Below are 16,854 nucleotides of genomic sequence, written 5' to 3'. Positions count from 1 at the left end.
ATTATTCTTCGACTTGAACTACTACTTTTTCTGTTTCACTTTCTTCAACAACTATTTCTTGCTTTACTGGGCGCTCGTCCTCAGAGTTAAATACAAATGTTTTTACGCCAGGATAAATAGCATTTTCCCCAAGTTCTTCTTCGATTCTAAGCAATTGATTATATTTTGCTATACGATCTGATCTTGACAATGAACCTGTCTTGATTTGACCAGAACAAGTTGCTACTGCTAAATCTGCAATAATAGTATCAGATGTTTCCCCTGAACGATGAGATACCACGCAAGTATATCCAGCTTGGCCAGCCATAGCCATAGCTTCAAATGTTTCAGTAAGAGAACCAATCTGATTAAGTTTAATCAAAATTGAATTAGCAACACCTTTTTCAATACCTTTAGCCAAAATACTTGGGTTTGTTACAAACAAATCATCACCAACTAATTGCACTTTACTGCCAAGTTTTTCAGTAAGTAATTTCCAGCCATCCCAGTCTTCTTCTGCTAGACCATCTTCAATAGATACAATTGGGTATTTCTCAACCCACTCTGCATAGTAATCCACCATTTCTTGACTAGATAGTGATTTATTTTCAGACTTAAGTTCATATTTACCATCTTTATAAAATTCACTACTAGCTGGGTCAAGTGCTATAAACACATGCTTCCCTGGCTCATACCCTGCTTCTTTTATTGCTTTTAAAATAGCCTCAATAGCTGCTTCATTTGATGGTAAATCAGGAGCATATCCACCTTCATCACCAACACCTGCAACACTATAACCATCTGCAACCAATACTTTCTTTAATATATGAAACACTTCTGTTCCACATCTTAAGGCATCAGAAAAATTATCAAAACCTGCTGGAACAATCATAAACTCTTGCATATCAACATTATTATCTGCATGAGAACCACCATTGATAACATTCATCATTGGCACAGGCATCAAATATTCTTTAACATCCATTAAATAACGATAAAAAGGCTTCCTAAGATGGGATGCCGCAGCTCTAGCTGTTGCTAATGAAACACCAAGTATAGCATTTGCACCTAGGTTTTTTTTATTTTCTGATCCATCAAGCTCTATCATAGTCTTGTCGACCAATCTTTGATCTAGTGCATCTAACCCTTTAACTGCCTGTGAAATTTTAGTATTTATATTTTCTACTGCTTTATAAACACTTTTTCCTAAATAAATTTTTTTATTTCCGTCCCTGAGTTCTAAAGCTTCTCTTATCCCGGTAGAAGCGCCTGAAGGAACCGCGGCCCTTCCAAAAGCACCACTTTCTAAAACCACATCGACTTCTACTGTAGGATTACCACGTGAATCCAATATCTGTCTTGCAAAAACTTGACTTATTTGAGATGACATAATTATATACTCCTTTAGATAAACTAGGTCTTTTCTGAATTTTAAAAACTTATACAATTATAAGCTAGCTTAATATGCTTTGCAATTAATAAACAATGGTTATCTATCATTCCACAAGCTTATCAGATACAACTTCTTGGGCCTGACTAAAACCAACACTCTCTGGCGTTACTGGAGTAAAAGCAACTGTATCTGTTGCTGATTTTCTCGAAGAAATTCTATATATAGAATATATACATAAAATAGCACTAAGCAGTGCCGTAACTATAAAAAATCCAAATGGACCAGATATTGACATTACACTAGAAATAACGACAGGGCTAATTACTGATCCTAAACCATATGCTATTGTTAAAACACCTATTGCTCCTAATATTTCATGCTCCTCAAGGAAATCACTAGCATGTGATATTGATAAAGGATATATAACAAAAGCACACCCTCCAAATATAAATATTATTACAGAAAATAGTAAAAATGAGCTATGAAAAATAAATATTAAAATAGATGCAGCTAAGATTCCTATTCCAGCAAGTAAAATTATCTTCCTTCTATCTATAATATCTGAAAGCTTACCTATAGGAACCTGTAATAACATTCCACCTAGAATAGTAGTCATCATTAAAATTGATATCATATTATGGCCACCATCAATTCTAACTAAAAATATAGGTAATAAAGTGTATATTGCACCCAGCAACGCTCCTCCTATAACACTAGCGACCATTGCTAAAGGAACTTTTTTCATGATTCTAAATGGGGAGCAAACTTCTTCTGATTGAGGAATAGGTGCAACAGTCTTAGTAAAAGCCATCAGTACAATAGCTATACTGCATAGTGATGAAATAAGACAGTATGCCAAAAGACCCTCACTAAAATGAATATTCATCATCAATTGTGATATTGCCTGAGAACCATAATATATAAGTAAATATATTGAAAAAACTAGGCCTCTATTTTTTCTCTCAGCTGATAATAGACACCAGCTTTCTATAATAATAAATAATGCGGCTAAAGAATAACCACAAATAAACCTAAACAAAATCCAAACTGGTACACTTTTATTAATTCCCACTATTAGTGTACTAATAGCCATTAAAGATGCAAATAACACAAAAGCTCTTATATAGCCCACTCTAACAATAGTAAACTGAGAAAAATATGAACCTGTAGTCATCCCAAAAAAATAGGCTGCAGAAATTACCCCTATCATCAAGCTAGAGCGGCCTAAATTATTTAACTCAATCGATGAGAATGTCGTAAAAAACCCATTACCAAATGACAATACGCACATTGCTATTATAGGAGTAAGGATTAGAAATAAAGTTTGTCTTACAGTCATGATAAAGCTCTCATAAAAAGTATCTCTACGAATACTGCTGATTATATAGAAAGCTATCTATTAAGTTAAGCTAATTATGAAAATTTTTTAAAAGAAAATTTTATGGATCATTTTTTAGTTTTAACCAGTTTATATACCCATATATAGCATTAAATAAGTAGATAAGCCACATAGCTAAAAAAGCTATTCCATCACCAGTACCAGAGAGACACTGTTCTATCCATATTATTGTCGAAAGAATATTTATAACCACCCATAAAGCCCATTGTTCAATATATGCTTTAACCATTAATACTATTGCTACTATAGACATAATATCTGTCAATGAATCAGCAACCAATCCCACTTGTTGATTAAAATAACCATTAAGAATAACCGCACCATATAAGATAGCAGCTATAGTTATACCCGATATAAGATACACTCTTTGCTTAACAGCTAAAACTCTTGTAATAACATAGTTATTTTTGCTTATATTTCGTGGCTTTGTCCAGATATATAAGCCATAAAACTGCATAGGAAAGAAGAAAAAAATAAAAAGTAAAAATTGACCATAAATTCCTTGGTTGTAGCAGATATATGCATATGTTAGATTATTTACAAATGCAAAAAAATAATTAAATATTTTACCCTTTGCTACCAAAAGCATATTAAGCATACCTGTGACAGTAGCTACGGTAGTAAGAAATAAATAGTCATTTGCTGTTAAAACACTTATTACAGCTAAGCTTCCTACAGATATTAATAACCATGCAATTTCAAAAACACTCCAGTCACAAAATATATCTTTAAACCTAAAATTACTAAACCCATTAAAATAATTTAAAACCTGCAAGTAAAAACTGTAAACAACTCTAATTAACACTTTACGTTCCAAAATAGATTTAATTAGCAACTAATTCCATAGCACCATAAATACCAGCTTCATCGCCAAGCTTCGCTAATTTAAACTCACACTCAGCATATATATCAGCAAATGAATTTCTCATTGCAACTCTCTTAATCAGAGGGAGATATTCTTCACCAACAGCCTCCATCACTCCCCCACCTAAAATAACCATAGATGGATTGATCATATTTAAGGCGCTAGCCAATCCAGTACCCAAATATATCATCGCTTCATTAAGTATATCTAAAGCTATCTCATCACTCTCATCAAGAGCTTTTTTTATATGGCTACTTTTTAATTTTCCATTATTCTTAACAACTAAATCTACAAGGGTGCTAGTTATTTGTTTTTTAGCTAAATTTTCAATCCTTTGTTCAATGCCAACCTTAGCAGCATATGCCTCTAGACAACCTTGGGATCCACAACCAGGACAATACGCACCACCTTGTTTAATAATTGTATGCCCTAATTCTGCAGCCAAACCACTATTGCCAGTATAAAGTTGACCATTTAATATCAAGCCTCCTCCAATACCTGTTCCTACAAACATCCCAACAATATCATCATAACCTACTCCAGCCCCATATTTAGCCTCGCCTAAAAGGCCCACATTAACATCATTATCTATTTCTACTACAACGTTATATGCTTTCTCTAGGATATGTTTTATATTCACTCCACTAACATTGATATTTACACTTCTACGAATAACAGAAGTTTTTTTATCTACAAGGCCAGCTATACCTATACCTATACCTTTTAAATTTCTATCTACAGGTATTTCATCTCTCAACTTATCAATAAGTTTAAACAATTGACCTAAAACTATCTCTGTCGATTCTTTTGCTTTTGATTTAACTTTTGCTGTTGTAATTATTCTCTTATTATCATCAAAAATGCCAGCAAACATATTTGATCCACCAATATCTACACCTATAAACATTACCAATTCCCTTGTAGTCGATTAAATGCTATATCCATTGCACCATATACTCCAGAATTATCACCTAAAGTAGCTATTTTAAGTTCACAGGCATCTAACATAGTTTTAAATGCATATTTAGAACAAGATTGATAAATCACACCCAAGTAATCATTTCCTATTGCTTGCATAATTCCCCCACCAAACAAAACCATAGAGGGATTTAATAAATTAATATAATTAGCCACAGCCACACCTAAATTAGTCATAGCAATATTAGCTATATCTATTGCTATAGGATCTTCTAAATCTAAAGCTTTTTTAAGGTATGAACCCTTTAGTTTGCCATTATTTCCTAATACAAAATCAATTAATATACTTTTGATGCCTTTTTTATGTAAGCTAATAAGTCTATTTTCTATCCCTACTTTGCCAGCATAGGTCTCGATGCCCCCCTGAGAGCCACAACTCTGGCAATAAGCTCCTTGAGCATTTATAGTCACATGCCCTACTGCTCCAGCACCCCCAGTCACACCATATAGAAATTGATCATTTATAACTAATCCACCACCTATACCTGTACCTACAAATATTCCTACAATATTTTTATGGCTTCTGCCTACACCATATTTCCACTCACCTATAACACCAACATTAACATCATTCTCTATAAAAACTGGTACTTTATATTTTTGACCGACTTTTTCATGGATATTCACATCATTAAGATTAACATTTGCACTAAATTTTAGTATTCCTTGCCTTGAATCAACAAATCCAGCTATCCCAATACCTATCGCTTTTAGGCCATCAGTACTTTGCTTATCTAATAAAAGGGTATCAATCACCTTATAAATTTGACCAAGCACTATTTCTGGAGCTCTTTTGCCTTTTGATTTAATCTTAGCGGTACTAATTATTTTTTTTTCTTCATTAAAAATACCAGCCGAAATATTTGTACCACCGATATCCAAACCAATATACATAATATCTCCTATACTCTTTCAAACACAGCTATAGACTCTACATGCATAGTATGAGGAAACATGTCCATAACCCCTGCACTAATTAATCGATAGCCTTTTTCATTAACTAAAACACCAGCATCTCTAGCTAAAGTAGCTGTATCACACGAAATATAGACTATACGATCAACATTAAATTTTTCGATATCATTACAAACCTCATAAGCTCCTGCTCTAGGTGGATCTAGCAACATTTTATTATATTCAAAATCATTGAACCATTCTTTATCTACAAAACTTTCAAAAAGATTTGCAGTATAGAACTTCACATTAGAAATATCATTTTTTTGAGCAGTCTCAACAGCTCTTTGAACCATTCTAGTCTCCCCTTCAACGCCAATTACAGATTTGGCGTATTGCGAGATTGGTAAAGTAAAATTTCCAAGCCCGCAAAATAAATCAATTATAGAGTCTTCTTTTGATATATCTAAAAGCTCTATTGCCCTTTTTATCATTTTTCTATTAATATCACTATTTACTTGAGTAAAATCACTCGGCTCAAAACTAATTTCAATACCATCAACTGGTTGATAGCATAGCTTAATAGGAAAAACTTTTTCTTCAGGATATAATCTAAAAATAGTATCAGGCCCCTTTGATTGTAAATATATCCAATAATTATTTTCTCCACCAAAAGACTTTAGTTTATTTAAATCTTCACTACTAAATGGCTCTAAATGCCTAACTATAATAGCAGGCCTACTATCATCTATAGCAATTTCTAATTGTGCGATATGGCTATATATAGATAATGACTCTATAAACTGAGCTATTACTGCTATTTTTTCTCCGACTAGAGGGTTAAGTACTATACATTTATCAATATCAGCTAAAAAACGCCCATTACGTTCTCTAAATCCAACCAAAACCTTCTCTTTTTTTATTACATAACGCACACCAAGTCGAGCTTTATTACGGTACCCTTCAGTGTTAATTGTACGTAATGGCTCTAAAATATTTTCTGGTTCAACTTTATTACCTATATATTTTAACTGGTTTAGTAAAGTTTGTTGTTTATGAACAACTTGCGCATCAGAAGACATGTGCTGTAAACTGCACCCTCCACATATCTCAAAATACTCACATGGCGGATTTACTCTAGCTAGAGATTTTGTTATATATTCAATAACTTTACCTTCGTCAAATTTTGCTTTCGAAAAAGTATATTCAAATTTCACTTTTTCACCCGGCAAGGTAAATGGAATAAAAGTGGTTTTTCCATCAACTCTGGCTATTCCTCTACCATCATGACTTAAAGTGATAATTTCAGCATCAAAGATACCTTCTTTGAGCTTTCTTTTTCTGGCTCTTCCCATAAATAATTTAACTAAGATATATTAGGATAATTGTATTTAATTAAGTAGTTAAATACAACTTAAAGGAAATATTTATTTTATAATCATTTTCTTACCGCCATAAGCAGATACATGAGGTGGCACAAACTTGTAAACTCCAGCTTTAGAGTGTGAGAAGATCATATCAATAGTACCATTATCTGCAAGTTTTGCTACTTTTGTAGGATATAAAGCAAAGCTAACCTCTCCTAATGATGATGATAAAATATCAATTTGACCTTTCTTTGGCTTTGTATCAAGTGGTTTCGTTGGTCCATACCCACCACCAACATTAGCAAAAACATTATATAGTTAATCTGATAATATTGTGCTAAAGACGTGAGTAATAGCATCAGATAAATTATCAAAAGAATTATTTACTTTTCTTAAAATTCTTTTAAAATTGGCCCAAATTTTTTCTATAGGATTTAAATCAGGAGAATAAGCAGGAAGGTATAGTATCTGTATATCAAACTTCTCTGCTATTTTAGCCAATTTAGGAGATTTATGAAAACTAGCATTATCCATAACAACAGTAGTCTTTGGAATTAACTCAGGACATAAATGCTCTTCAAACCACTGATTAAAAATTTGAGTATCTGTATATCCAGTATACTCTAGCGGTGCTATAATCTTCTTTTCTAAATAGTTATAACCAGCAACTATACTTTTTCTCTGAGTTTGATAAGCAATAACTTCACCATAGCTAGGTTTACCAACAAGAGACCATCCTCTTAGTACAGACTGTTTATTATCCATACCCATTTCATCTAAATATACAAGTTTGTTAGGTTCAATAGTCTCAACAACCTCTATAAAACTTTGCCTATCTTGTTCTTTTCTTTGCTTATATTTAGGTGTCTTTTTTAAAAACTAAAACCAAGTCTGGTAAGACAATCATAAAATGTGCTTCTAGGTATTTCAGGAGCTAATGCTTCTCTAATATCTAAAGCCATTGCATCTGGATATGTTCTTAAGTAGCTTTCTATCGCTTCCTTATCTGTAAAGGTTGCTACTCTACCGCAACCCAAGCCTTGCTTAGATTTATAATCACCAGTTGTCTCGTATAAGTTTATCCAAGATCTAGTAGTACGGATATCTATATTAAAAAAATTACTTAACTCTTTGTCTGTTAGGCCTTCTTTATATTTAGTTATTACGATATCTCTGAAATCTTGGCTATATGATGACATTTTTTCTAAATATTATAACATTATTGTCAAATAACTATCGGATTAACTATATCTTTCATATTTATGTTTTTATATTTTAAATCACTAGGACAAATATTACTTTTATTACTGTCTGCATAAGCAAGCGTTGAAATAGATATAGATAAGAATAATGATGTTAATATTAGTTTTTTCATAAGGTTCTCTTTCTTTACTAGTGATCTAGATAAAATTCTAGCATGTTTAAAAAGATTTAGTTAAAAGATAAATAATTAACTAAAATAGATTGTTAGATCTATAGCTTCACTTGAGTTTATTTTATTATAGATACCGTTATCAGTTTTATATTCGGTATAATAAGTTTTAGATGATATTCCATAAGAAATATAAGGGTTCTTATCAGCTTTTAAAATTAAGGCTTTTATAAAAAAAACATTCAGAACAAGATACATATACGCGAATCTAGTAACCTTATTACATTTCATAACCACACAAATAATGATAATATATATTAAATTTAAACTACTTTGAAATATACAAATGTACAAATATTTAAAAATATTAATCTTATTACTAACTTTAAACCATTTTAGTTATTCTGCAGAAGTACAAAAAGCTAACAACTTTCTAGTTAACCTTGAGGTTCCAGTTGGCAAACCTAGCTATATTATAGAACTATATTACATGAAATTATATAATAAAAAGCCTTGGCACGGTGCTAATGTATTTTATTATAATAATGGCATCTATAAAGTTGTTTCTCCAGGAGAAAGCCACTATGGTGTCTATACTCTTGAAGGTGGTAATTTTAAGCAATCGCAGTTTGATATTTATCACATATCAATGCCCTCGCAAGACTGGGGTAATAAAACAGCATATCTAAAGCTAAGCTTTGATAGTAAAGATCATACATTTATCCAAACAACGAAGCTTCAAACAGGGAATAAAGTCAATTTTGAATTTGGTACATTTAAGCTTAAGAAAAATACTTATACAGCCCCTTATAAAATAAATTGGATTGGCAAAGATAGGCCTAATAACTCTTAAAACAAAAAAGGCGATTTTAAAATCGCCTTTCGTATTGTGGTGGGTGCAGAGGGGTTCGAACCCCCGACCCTCGCCTTGTAAGGGCGATGCTCTCCCAGCTGAGCTATGCACCCAATAGCAAGGTATTATATAGAGTTTCCTAACTAAGTCAAATACTTTTTTATAGATTTTATACTAACCTTCTATTTCATTTCTAAGAATTTGCTCTGATGAGATTTCAGACTGAGCAATTTCTCTTAATGCAACTACTGTAGCTTTTTCTTTTTTTTCGTTTTCTATAGACTCTGAATAGCCTGCTTTTAATATGTTATTTGCTCTCATCGAAGCTAAAACCACTAAGTCAAATCTTGTTTCTACTTTATCTAAGCAATCTTCTACAGTTACTCTAGCCATTTTTTACTCCATTTCTTTTTAATAGTTGTTTTACTTTATTATATATAATATCAATTACAGTTTTATTTTGAGCCCCATCAGGTACTATGATATCAGCTTTTCTCTTTGATGGCTCGATAAATTTAATATGCATAGGTCTAACAGTAGTTAGATACTGAGTTACAATACTATCTACGGTACGTCCTCTTTCTTTTTGATCGCGTTGCATTCTACGAATAAAACAAAGATCTGACGGTGTATCCATATATACCTTAAAATCCATCATTTTTAAAAGTTTACGGTCATTAAACAGCATAATACCTTCAAGAATAATAACACTAACTCCTCCAATAACCTTCTCAGCTTTCGCATCGACTCTTGAATGAGTTGTATAATCATAATGAGGTATATAAATATCATTACCCTGAATTAAGTTATCTAAATCCTTTCTTAAAAGTTTGTGATCAAAAGCATCTGGATGGTCATAGTTAATTCTACAAGCTTCTTCAAAGCCAACCATCTCACCCCAATTCTTATAATATCGATCTTCAGAAATTACTGCAATTTGATTTAAATGTTTAGATTTTAATTTTTTTATGATCGCATTAGAAAACAAAGTCTTACCAGAGCCTGAACCTCCAACAATGCCTATTATAAAAACATCTTCTTTTCCAGCCATAGTTAAAACCTATAGCTCAATTTTAGGTTGCTGCTTAGTCAAATAATCCAACTCTTTTAACAAAGCTAAAAACTCTTTAATTTTATACATAGGAAATGAATTTGGACCATCACTTTTAGCTTCATCAGGCTTTGGATGTGTTTCCATAAACAAACCATCAATACCAACAGCTATAGCTGCCTTTGATAATACTGGTACAAACTCTCTTTGACCGCCAGAAGAGCTACCTTGACCACCTGGTAATTGCACAGAATGAGTCGCATCAAAAACCACTGGGCAATCAGTATTTTTCATTATTTCAAGTGAACGCATATCTGAGACTAAGTTATTATAACCAAAACTAACACCTCTCTCACAAACCATAATTTGCTCATTACCAGTAGATTTAGCTTTAGCAACTACATGCTGCATATCCCAAGGTGCTAAAAACTGTCCTTTTTTAATATTAACCGGTACACCTTGTTTACATACTTCTAATATAAAATTTGTTTGACGACACAAAAATGCTGGAGTTTGTAAAACATCTACAACTTCTGCTACTTCTGCAAATGGTGTATCCTCATGAACATCTGTTACTACAGGCACACCGTAAGCTTTTTTTACTTTTGCTAATATTTCTAGCCCTTTATCTACGCCCAACCCTCTAAAACTATTTATAGAAGAACGATTTGCTTTATCAAAAGATGACTTATAAACAAAATTTATTTCAAGCTCTTTAGTAACCTCAGCAAGATATCCCGCAGTATCCATGGCCATTTGCTCAGATTCAATCACACATGGGCCAGACATTAAAAAAAATGGTTTCCCATTTCCAACTTCAAAATTAGCAATTTTCATAAGATTATTCTATTTAAATACCATTAAACATATTTTTTATTATACAGAAAAAGACGATCCACAGCCACACGTGGTTTTTGCATTAGGATTTCTAATTACAAAATACGCACCTTCAACATCATCCTTATAATCAACATCTGCTCCAACCAAATATTGAAAACTCATAGAATCTACTAAAAGACGTACGCCATTTTTTGTAATCACCATATCATCATCTTTTATTTCATCATCAAAAGCAAAGGCATACTGAAAACCTGAGCAACCACCACCTGTGATATAAACCCTAAGGCTAAGCGAATCATCGCCCTCTTCTTCAATAAGTTCCTTAACTTTCAAAGAAGCAGATTCTGTAAAATTTATAGGATCAACACTTTGAACTTCAGCGCTCATATCTCTACCTCACTACTATAGAAACTTTCACCCTACCCATCCGGTCAATTGCTTGAACTAAAACTTCAAGCCCTTGGCCTTCAACTAGAGAATTAGTCTTAATACCTGCTTGCTCAACATCAGCAAATGGCAGATACCCATCCTGCTTACCAATCAGATTTACAAAAGCACCTGAATCTAAAAGTTTAACAATCTTACCCTTGTAAACTTGGCCTTCTTCAACTTCAGCAACTACTTCTTCAACCATAGCAACAGCCATATCTAAAGAAACTTTATTTTTAGCAAAAATCTTAACTTCACCAGTATCACTAGTGTCTATTTGAGCGCCAGTTTTTTCAGCTATACCTTTTACAGTAGAGCCACCTCGGCCAACCACATCTTTAATTTTTGCAGGATTAATGTTTAATATATGAATTTGTGGAGCACAATTTGAAACGTTTTCTTTATGCTCTTTTATTACTTCATTCATTATACCAAGTATGTGTAATCTACCAACTCTTGCTTGCTCTAATGCTTGTTCTAAAATCTCTCTAGAAATACCTTTTATCTTAATATCCATCTGCAATGCTGTCACACCATACTTAGTGCCTGCAACTTTAAAGTCCATATCACCAAGATGATCTTCATCACCTAGAATATCAGATAGTACAGCATATTTAGAGCCATCCTTTATAAGTCCCATTGCAATACCAGCTACAGGCTCAGCAATTGGAACACCTGCATCCATCATAGATAATGATGAACCACAAACTGTTGCCATAGAACTAGAACCATTTGATTCTAAAATTTCAGATACTATTCTAACTACATAAGGGTAAGCATCTTGATTGGGAAATACTGCTTGTGTAGCACGCTTAGCTAAATTAGCATGTCCAACTTCACGACGTTTTGGTGCCATACCAACCATACCACATTCACCTACAGAATATGGAGGGAAGTTATAGTGCAACATATATCTTGATTTTTCCAGACCATCTAAAGATTCTACTAACTGAGCATCTCTATCACTACCAAGAGTAGTCACTACTAAAGCTTGAGTTTCTCCTCGGGTAAACAAAGCAGAACCATGTACACCAGGAAGAATACCTGTTTTAACACTAATTGGACGAATAGTCTCTGTACATCTACCATCAATTCGCGACTTACCTTCTAGAATATTTGATCTCACAAGGTCTTTTTCAATATCGTGAAAAGCTTCTAGAATTTCTTTTTCACTATACTCCCCACTATCAACGTCGTTTGCAAAAATATGCTCTAAAACATTTTTTCTAACTTCGTTAAGCTTATGGTTCCTCTCCTGCTTAGAAGCAAAAGTATAAGCACCTTTAATTTCACCAAAAAAATGAGACTTAATTTGAGACTTAAGAATTTTATTTACCTGATAAACAGAATATTCTATAGGTGGCTTAGCGGCTACCTCAGCAATTTTATTAATAGAACTAATAATTGTTTTCAAATGTTTATGCGCATATAAAATACCACCCAACATTACAGCTTCTGGTAAGCTATTAGCTTCTGACTCAACCATTAAAATAGCATCATCAGTACCAGAAACCACTAGATCCAAAGCAGATTCTTTTAAATCTTGTTTATTTGGATTAAGGGTATATTTACCATTTATATAACCTACTCTTACACCTGCAATCACATCGTTATAAGGAGCTCCTGTAAGTGCTAAAGAAGCAGAAGCTCCGATTAAAGCTAACATATCTGGTGAAAAACCACCATCATAAGAAACTACCGTAGCTACTATCTGGATTTCATTAAAAAAGCCATCTGGAAATGATGGTCTGATAGATCTATCAATAAGGCGTGATATAAGAATCTGCTCTTCTGATGGCCTACCCTCTCTTCTCAAAAATCCACCAGGAATTTTACCTGCTGCATATGTTTTTTCTAAATAATGCACCGAAAGAGGAAAAAAATCCTGTCCCGGTGAAACTGTTTTTTTCACAACTGTAGTTACTAAAACAACATTATTGCCACAACTAACTGTAACAGATCCATCAGCCTGGCGCGCCATGCCGCCTGTCTCTATAGAGATTTGCTTATTTCCTAATTCAAAGACTTCTTTAAATATTTTCACGTTTAAACCTTAATTTTTGATTTTGTGATGTAAGAATGATTTTAGATGGATTATTTTAAAATTATCTACGTAGGTTTAATTTTTTAATTAGACTACGATATCTTTCCACATCTTTACCATGAAGATAGTCCAATAGTTTACGACGTTGGCTAACTAATCTTAAAAGACCTCTTCTTGAATGATTATCTTTTTTATGAGTTGCAAAATGACCTTGAAGATCATTAATTCTAGCTGTTAAAAGAGCTACCTGCACTTCTGGTGAACCTGTATCACCTTCAGATTGTTGATTTTCTTTTACTATATTTTGTTTATCTTGTGCTGTTAACATAACTATTTTCTCCGTTTGTTTTATTAAATTAACGTAGACAAACCGCACAAAGGAACAGTTTATCAAGGCGTAATTATATACTATAAAAAAGCAAAAACAAAGAATTAGTTAGTCAGTTTATCAGGCTTAACTCCCATTATCTGCAAACTATTTAGTGCAACTTTAGCAAATATAGGAGCTGCTACCGAACCACCTCCGTACTTATCACCTTTAGGATCTTTAACAGTTACAACTATTGCCAGCTGAGGAGCACTAGCAGGCACAACACCAACAAAACTTGCTAAATATTTAGCTCCATAAGTTCCACCTGATAGCATCCTAGCAGTACCTGTCTTACCAGCCACATGATATAAAGGAATTTTTGCTTTAGCCCCTGTCCCACCTAAATCCTCAACCACAGACTCCATCATACTCAACATTTCTTTAGAAACTTTTTTAGAAGCAACAGGTCTTGAGTCAATCTCTTCACCCACCCTTCTTTTAAGTATAGTTGGCTTGATATACTTACCATCATTTGCAATAGCTGATATACCTGCAACCAATTGCAAGTCTGTAGCATTCATACCATATCCAAACGATAAGGTCGCAAGTTGAAAATCCCCCCATTTATCTTTAACTGGAACATACCCTTCTCTTTCTCCAGGAAGCTTAATACCCGTTTTATCCCCAAAACCAAAATTTCTTAGTGATGACTCTAATATCGTTGGATCCGTTAAGCTTAAAATAGTCCTAGAAATACCAACATTACTAGATTTCATAAGAATATGCCTCAAATCTATATCACCATAATCCCTCTCATCTCGAACGGTATTTTTACCGATACGATAGAAACCAGGATGGGTATCAATAATGGGTTCTTCTGGAGTTATATCATCCCCATAGATGAGAGCTGTAGCTGCAGAAAACGCTTTCATTACAGAGCCTAGCTCATAAACATCTGTAATAGCCCTATTTCTACGCCTATCTGGATATGCATCTGCCATACTATTAGGATTATAGGATGGATAATTAGCCATAGCTAATATCTCACCAGTATGAATATCCTCAACTATCACTGATCCTGCTTCAGAATTGGTTTCAACCACACCTTCTTTAAGATACTTATAAGCTATATATTGCAATCTAGAATCTATACTTATCTGTAAGTTATGCCCGTTACTTGGGGCAACGTACTTATCTTCAACTTTAGAAGCCACTCCTCCATGGAGATCTTTCTTATATTCAAAATAACCATCTCGACCTGTTAGAAACTTATTAAATTCTAATTCCAACCCCTCTTGTCCTTTACCATCAACATTAGTGAATCCAACTATATGAGAAGCAACCTCAGCCAAAGGATAATAACGCTTGAATTCACGGATTACATGTACGCCTGTTATATCAAGATCCTTCACCTGTTGCGATAAATAAGGTTGAACTTTTCTTCGAATATAAACAAAACCACTTCTTCCTTCTCTTACCTTAACTTGATTTTCTATTTTTTCTTTATTTTTTTGAGACAAACCTAGCAAATTCATGATTTTTTTTAATTCAGGGCTCATTGCTTTTACATAGTATGGATCAACCCATATAGTATCAACTGGGGTACTAATAGCCAAAGGATTATCATGCCTATCTAAGATAATCCCTCTATAAGCTTTAATATCTATACTCCTATCGCTACGATTATCACCTTCTTGCTTAAGCTTTGGATACTGAATAGTCTCCATATAAATCAACTTAACAAAAAGTATAATAAAACTTATAATAAGTAAAACAATTACAACAAGATGGCGGAGTTTAGGGTGGTAATCACTCATTAATTGAGCTCTCCTTTTGCTCACTTAAAAAACGAATATTTTTCTGAGTAGGAAGAGTCATTCTTTCTTTTTCTGCAAATTTCTCAACAGCAGTTGGCGTAGCTAAAGAGCTATATTCTAAAACAATCTGGCTCCACCTCTCATCCAATTTACTATCTGCTAAAATCAAAGTTTTTTGTTTGTTAAGCAATAATTTATAATTAAAACGAATAACTATTAAGCTAAAAGCTGTTATTAACAATACAAACAGTAAGCCAAAAGATATTCCAACAGTCTTTCTAAAAAAACTATTTTTTAACGATTCAAATAGTCTTATTCTTATCTGCCTATTTGTTAACATCATAATTTTTCAACAACCCTTAACATAGCGCTTCTAGAGCGAGTATTCTGGTCAAGTTCATTCTGATTTGCTCTGGCCTTTTTTGTAATCCACTTAAGCTTTACCAAACCACTATCTCGTGGAAGCATCTTTGTAATTCTATTAACCTCTTGCTTAGGGTTTATTAAGGATGTAAACGTTTGTTTTACAATTCTATCTTCCAGTGAATGAAAGGATATCGCAGCTACCCTACCACCAACTTTTATTACGTCTAGAATATTCTCTAGTAAAATTTCCAAATCTTTCAACTCATCATTAACGTAAATCCGTAAAGCTTGGAAACATCTAGTGGCAGGATTCTTTTTCTCTCTCTTCCCAATAGTCGCGTGAATGAGGTCCGATAGCTTAGAAGTTGTCTCTATACTACCATTCTCGGTAATATATTCCTTAATTCTTGCTGCAATTTTTTTAGCGAAACGCTCCTCGCCATAAACCTTAAATATATAAGCTAAATCTCCTACTGATAAATACTCTAAAACTTCACTTGCTGTCATACCTTTAGTAACGTCCATACGCATATCCAAAGGTCCATCGTGCATAAAGCTAAATCCCCTCTCTGCAGTATCTATTTGAGGAGAAGATACTCCTAAATCCATGATAATACCATCTATCATACCTAGTAAACCTTTACTTTGACAATACTCATGAATTTTTGTAAAACTTTGGTGGACTATCTCAAAATTTTTATCTTTAAAATTTTTATCTGCATATTCAATAGCATCAAGATCTTTATCAAATGCTATTAAACGACCTGTTGTTAACTTTTCTAAAATGGCCCTTGAATGACCGCCTCTACCAAAGGTAGCATCTATATAAATCCCCTCGGGATTTATATTTAAATCATCTATAGACTCTTGTAGTAAAACTGAAAAATGCATCCGTTA

Annotated in this window: 18 protein-coding genes, 1 tRNA gene and 1 pseudogene; 1 reads left to right on the top strand and 19 read right to left on the bottom strand. The window is 33.3% G+C overall.

Features of this window, described 5'->3' with window-relative positions; all coding sequences use genetic code 11:
* Position 1: 1 nt before the first annotated feature.
* From eno to ACR0PV_RS03050, 9 genes and pseudogenes are all read right to left on the bottom strand, one after another.
* Positions 2-1,369: a phosphopyruvate hydratase gene (gene eno, locus ACR0PV_RS03090; protein ID WP_488173538.1), complete on the bottom strand. Its 1,368-nt coding sequence runs from the start codon at positions 1,367-1,369 to the stop codon at positions 2-4.
* Between the two features lie 106 nt (positions 1,370-1,475).
* Complete coding sequence (locus ACR0PV_RS03085) at positions 1,476-2,711, bottom strand: MFS transporter (protein ID WP_488173537.1); 1,236 nt, start codon at positions 2,709-2,711, stop codon at positions 1,476-1,478.
* Positions 2,712-2,811: 100 nt separating this feature from the next.
* Positions 2,812-3,576, bottom strand: a complete 765-nt coding sequence (gene pnuC, locus ACR0PV_RS03080; RefSeq protein ID WP_488173536.1) for a nicotinamide riboside transporter PnuC — start codon at positions 3,574-3,576, stop codon at positions 2,812-2,814.
* 19 nt (positions 3,577-3,595) lie between these two features.
* The gene (locus tag ACR0PV_RS03075; protein ID WP_488173535.1) at positions 3,596-4,543 is read right to left on the bottom strand and encodes an ROK family protein; all 948 of its coding nucleotides are present in this window, start codon (positions 4,541-4,543) and stop codon (positions 3,596-3,598) included.
* On the bottom strand, positions 4,543-5,508 hold the full coding sequence (locus ACR0PV_RS03070; protein ID WP_488173534.1) for an ROK family protein: 966 nt from the start codon (positions 5,506-5,508) through the stop codon (positions 4,543-4,545). Before ACR0PV_RS03070 ends, ACR0PV_RS03075 begins: the two co-directional genes overlap by 1 nt.
* An 8-nt stretch (positions 5,509-5,516) precedes the next feature.
* The gene (gene rlmD / locus ACR0PV_RS03065; protein ID WP_488173533.1) at positions 5,517-6,863 is read right to left on the bottom strand and encodes a 23S rRNA (uracil(1939)-C(5))-methyltransferase RlmD; all 1,347 of its coding nucleotides are present in this window, start codon (positions 6,861-6,863) and stop codon (positions 5,517-5,519) included.
* A gap of 72 nt (positions 6,864-6,935) precedes the next feature.
* Positions 6,936-7,190 (bottom strand): annotated as a pseudogene (locus tag ACR0PV_RS03060) (hypothetical protein); the annotation flags it as partial.
* Between the two features lie 3 nt (positions 7,191-7,193).
* Positions 7,194-8,074, bottom strand: a protein-coding gene (locus ACR0PV_RS03055) for an IS630 family transposase (RefSeq protein WP_488172153.1) whose coding sequence is annotated in 2 segments (ribosomal slippage) — positions 7,194-7,750 and positions 7,750-8,074 — 882 coding nt in all. Because the reading frame shifts where the segments join, the coding sequence is not laid out codon by codon here.
* Positions 8,075-8,100: 26 nt separating this feature from the next.
* Positions 8,101-8,250, bottom strand: a complete 150-nt coding sequence (locus ACR0PV_RS03050; RefSeq protein ID WP_488173532.1) for a hypothetical protein — start codon at positions 8,248-8,250, stop codon at positions 8,101-8,103.
* A gap of 343 nt (positions 8,251-8,593) precedes the next feature.
* On the opposite strand from ACR0PV_RS03050, the gene ACR0PV_RS03045 reads away from it, so the two are divergent.
* Positions 8,594-9,100, top strand: coding sequence for a hypothetical protein (locus ACR0PV_RS03045; protein WP_488173531.1), 507 nt, complete (start codon positions 8,594-8,596; stop codon positions 9,098-9,100).
* Positions 9,101-9,137: 37 nt separating this feature from the next.
* On the opposite strand, the gene ACR0PV_RS03040 is transcribed toward ACR0PV_RS03045, so the two are convergent.
* The 10 genes from ACR0PV_RS03040 to rsmH form a co-directional block, all read right to left on the bottom strand.
* Positions 9,138-9,213, bottom strand: a tRNA-Val gene (locus ACR0PV_RS03040).
* 61 nt (positions 9,214-9,274) lie between these two features.
* Complete coding sequence (gene rpoZ / locus ACR0PV_RS03035) at positions 9,275-9,493, bottom strand: DNA-directed RNA polymerase subunit omega (protein ID WP_488173530.1); 219 nt, start codon at positions 9,491-9,493, stop codon at positions 9,275-9,277.
* Positions 9,486-10,151 carry a uridine kinase gene (gene udk, locus ACR0PV_RS03030; RefSeq protein ID WP_488173529.1) on the bottom strand — a complete coding sequence of 222 codons (666 nt, stop codon included), beginning with the start codon at positions 10,149-10,151 and terminating at the stop codon, positions 9,486-9,488. The genes rpoZ and udk overlap by 8 nt, the downstream gene beginning before the upstream one ends.
* Before the next feature lie 9 nt (positions 10,152-10,160).
* Entirely contained in the window at positions 10,161-10,988 is an 828-nt protein-coding gene (kdsA, locus tag ACR0PV_RS03025; protein ID WP_488173528.1) for a 3-deoxy-8-phosphooctulonate synthase, read from the bottom strand.
* 39 nt (positions 10,989-11,027) lie between these two features.
* Positions 11,028-11,378 (bottom strand): iron-sulfur cluster insertion protein ErpA, encoded by a 351-nt coding sequence (erpA, locus tag ACR0PV_RS03020; RefSeq protein ID WP_488173527.1) that lies wholly within the window; start codon positions 11,376-11,378, stop codon positions 11,028-11,030.
* 4 nt (positions 11,379-11,382) lie between these two features.
* Positions 11,383-13,464, bottom strand: coding sequence for a polyribonucleotide nucleotidyltransferase (pnp, locus tag ACR0PV_RS03015; protein ID WP_488173526.1), 2,082 nt, complete (start codon positions 13,462-13,464; stop codon positions 11,383-11,385).
* 61 nt (positions 13,465-13,525) lie between these two features.
* Positions 13,526-13,792 carry a 30S ribosomal protein S15 gene (rpsO, locus tag ACR0PV_RS03010; protein ID WP_488173525.1) on the bottom strand — a complete coding sequence of 89 codons (267 nt, stop codon included), beginning with the start codon at positions 13,790-13,792 and terminating at the stop codon, positions 13,526-13,528.
* A 104-nt stretch (positions 13,793-13,896) separates the two neighbouring features.
* On the bottom strand, positions 13,897-15,591 hold the full coding sequence (locus tag ACR0PV_RS03005; RefSeq protein ID WP_488173524.1) for a peptidoglycan D,D-transpeptidase FtsI family protein: 1,695 nt from the start codon (positions 15,589-15,591) through the stop codon (positions 13,897-13,899).
* Positions 15,584-15,934, bottom strand: a complete 351-nt coding sequence (ftsL, locus tag ACR0PV_RS03000; protein ID WP_488173523.1) for a cell division protein FtsL — start codon at positions 15,932-15,934, stop codon at positions 15,584-15,586. Before ftsL ends, ACR0PV_RS03005 begins: the two co-directional genes overlap by 8 nt.
* Entirely contained in the window at positions 15,931-16,848 is a 918-nt protein-coding gene (rsmH, locus tag ACR0PV_RS02995; RefSeq protein ID WP_488173522.1) for a 16S rRNA (cytosine(1402)-N(4))-methyltransferase RsmH, read from the bottom strand. The genes ftsL and rsmH overlap by 4 nt, the downstream gene beginning before the upstream one ends.
* Between the last annotated feature and the right edge of the window lie 6 nt (positions 16,849-16,854).

The organism is Francisella sp. AG1 (genome assembly GCF_057683165.1).
This window is presented reverse-complemented; position numbering and strand designations above follow the sequence as displayed.

What these genes read in the sequence shown, in the direction of transcription:
- rpsO (WP_488173525.1), bottom strand. Translation starts at nt 13,792, where the DNA reads ATGTTAACAGCACAAGATAAACAAAATATAGTAAAAGAAAATCAACAA.
- ACR0PV_RS03045 (WP_488173531.1), top strand. Translation starts at nt 8,594, where the DNA reads ATGTACAAATATTTAAAAATATTAATCTTATTACTAACTTTAAACCAT.
- rsmH (WP_488173522.1), bottom strand. Translation starts at nt 16,848, where the DNA reads ATGCATTTTTCAGTTTTACTACAAGAGTCTATAGATGATTTAAATATA.
- kdsA (WP_488173528.1), bottom strand. Translation starts at nt 10,988, where the DNA reads ATGAAAATTGCTAATTTTGAAGTTGGAAATGGGAAACCATTTTTTTTA.
- ftsL (WP_488173523.1), bottom strand. Translation starts at nt 15,934, where the DNA reads ATGATGTTAACAAATAGGCAGATAAGAATAAGACTATTTGAATCGTTA.
- erpA (WP_488173527.1), bottom strand. Translation starts at nt 11,378, where the DNA reads ATGAGCGCTGAAGTTCAAAGTGTTGATCCTATAAATTTTACAGAATCT.
- ACR0PV_RS03005 (WP_488173524.1), bottom strand. Translation starts at nt 15,591, where the DNA reads ATGAGTGATTACCACCCTAAACTCCGCCATCTTGTTGTAATTGTTTTA.
- eno (WP_488173538.1), bottom strand. Translation starts at nt 1,369, where the DNA reads ATGTCATCTCAAATAAGTCAAGTTTTTGCAAGACAGATATTGGATTCA.
- rlmD (WP_488173533.1), bottom strand. Translation starts at nt 6,863, where the DNA reads ATGGGAAGAGCCAGAAAAAGAAAGCTCAAAGAAGGTATCTTTGATGCT.
- ACR0PV_RS03050 (WP_488173532.1), bottom strand. Translation starts at nt 8,250, where the DNA reads ATGAAAAAACTAATATTAACATCATTATTCTTATCTATATCTATTTCA.
- udk (WP_488173529.1), bottom strand. Translation starts at nt 10,151, where the DNA reads ATGGCTGGAAAAGAAGATGTTTTTATAATAGGCATTGTTGGAGGTTCA.
- ACR0PV_RS03075 (WP_488173535.1), bottom strand. Translation starts at nt 4,543, where the DNA reads ATGTTTATAGGTGTAGATATTGGTGGATCAAATATGTTTGCTGGCATT.
- ACR0PV_RS03070 (WP_488173534.1), bottom strand. Translation starts at nt 5,508, where the DNA reads ATGTATATTGGTTTGGATATCGGTGGTACAAATATTTCGGCTGGTATT.
- ACR0PV_RS03085 (WP_488173537.1), bottom strand. Translation starts at nt 2,711, where the DNA reads ATGACTGTAAGACAAACTTTATTTCTAATCCTTACTCCTATAATAGCA.
- rpoZ (WP_488173530.1), bottom strand. Translation starts at nt 9,493, where the DNA reads ATGGCTAGAGTAACTGTAGAAGATTGCTTAGATAAAGTAGAAACAAGA.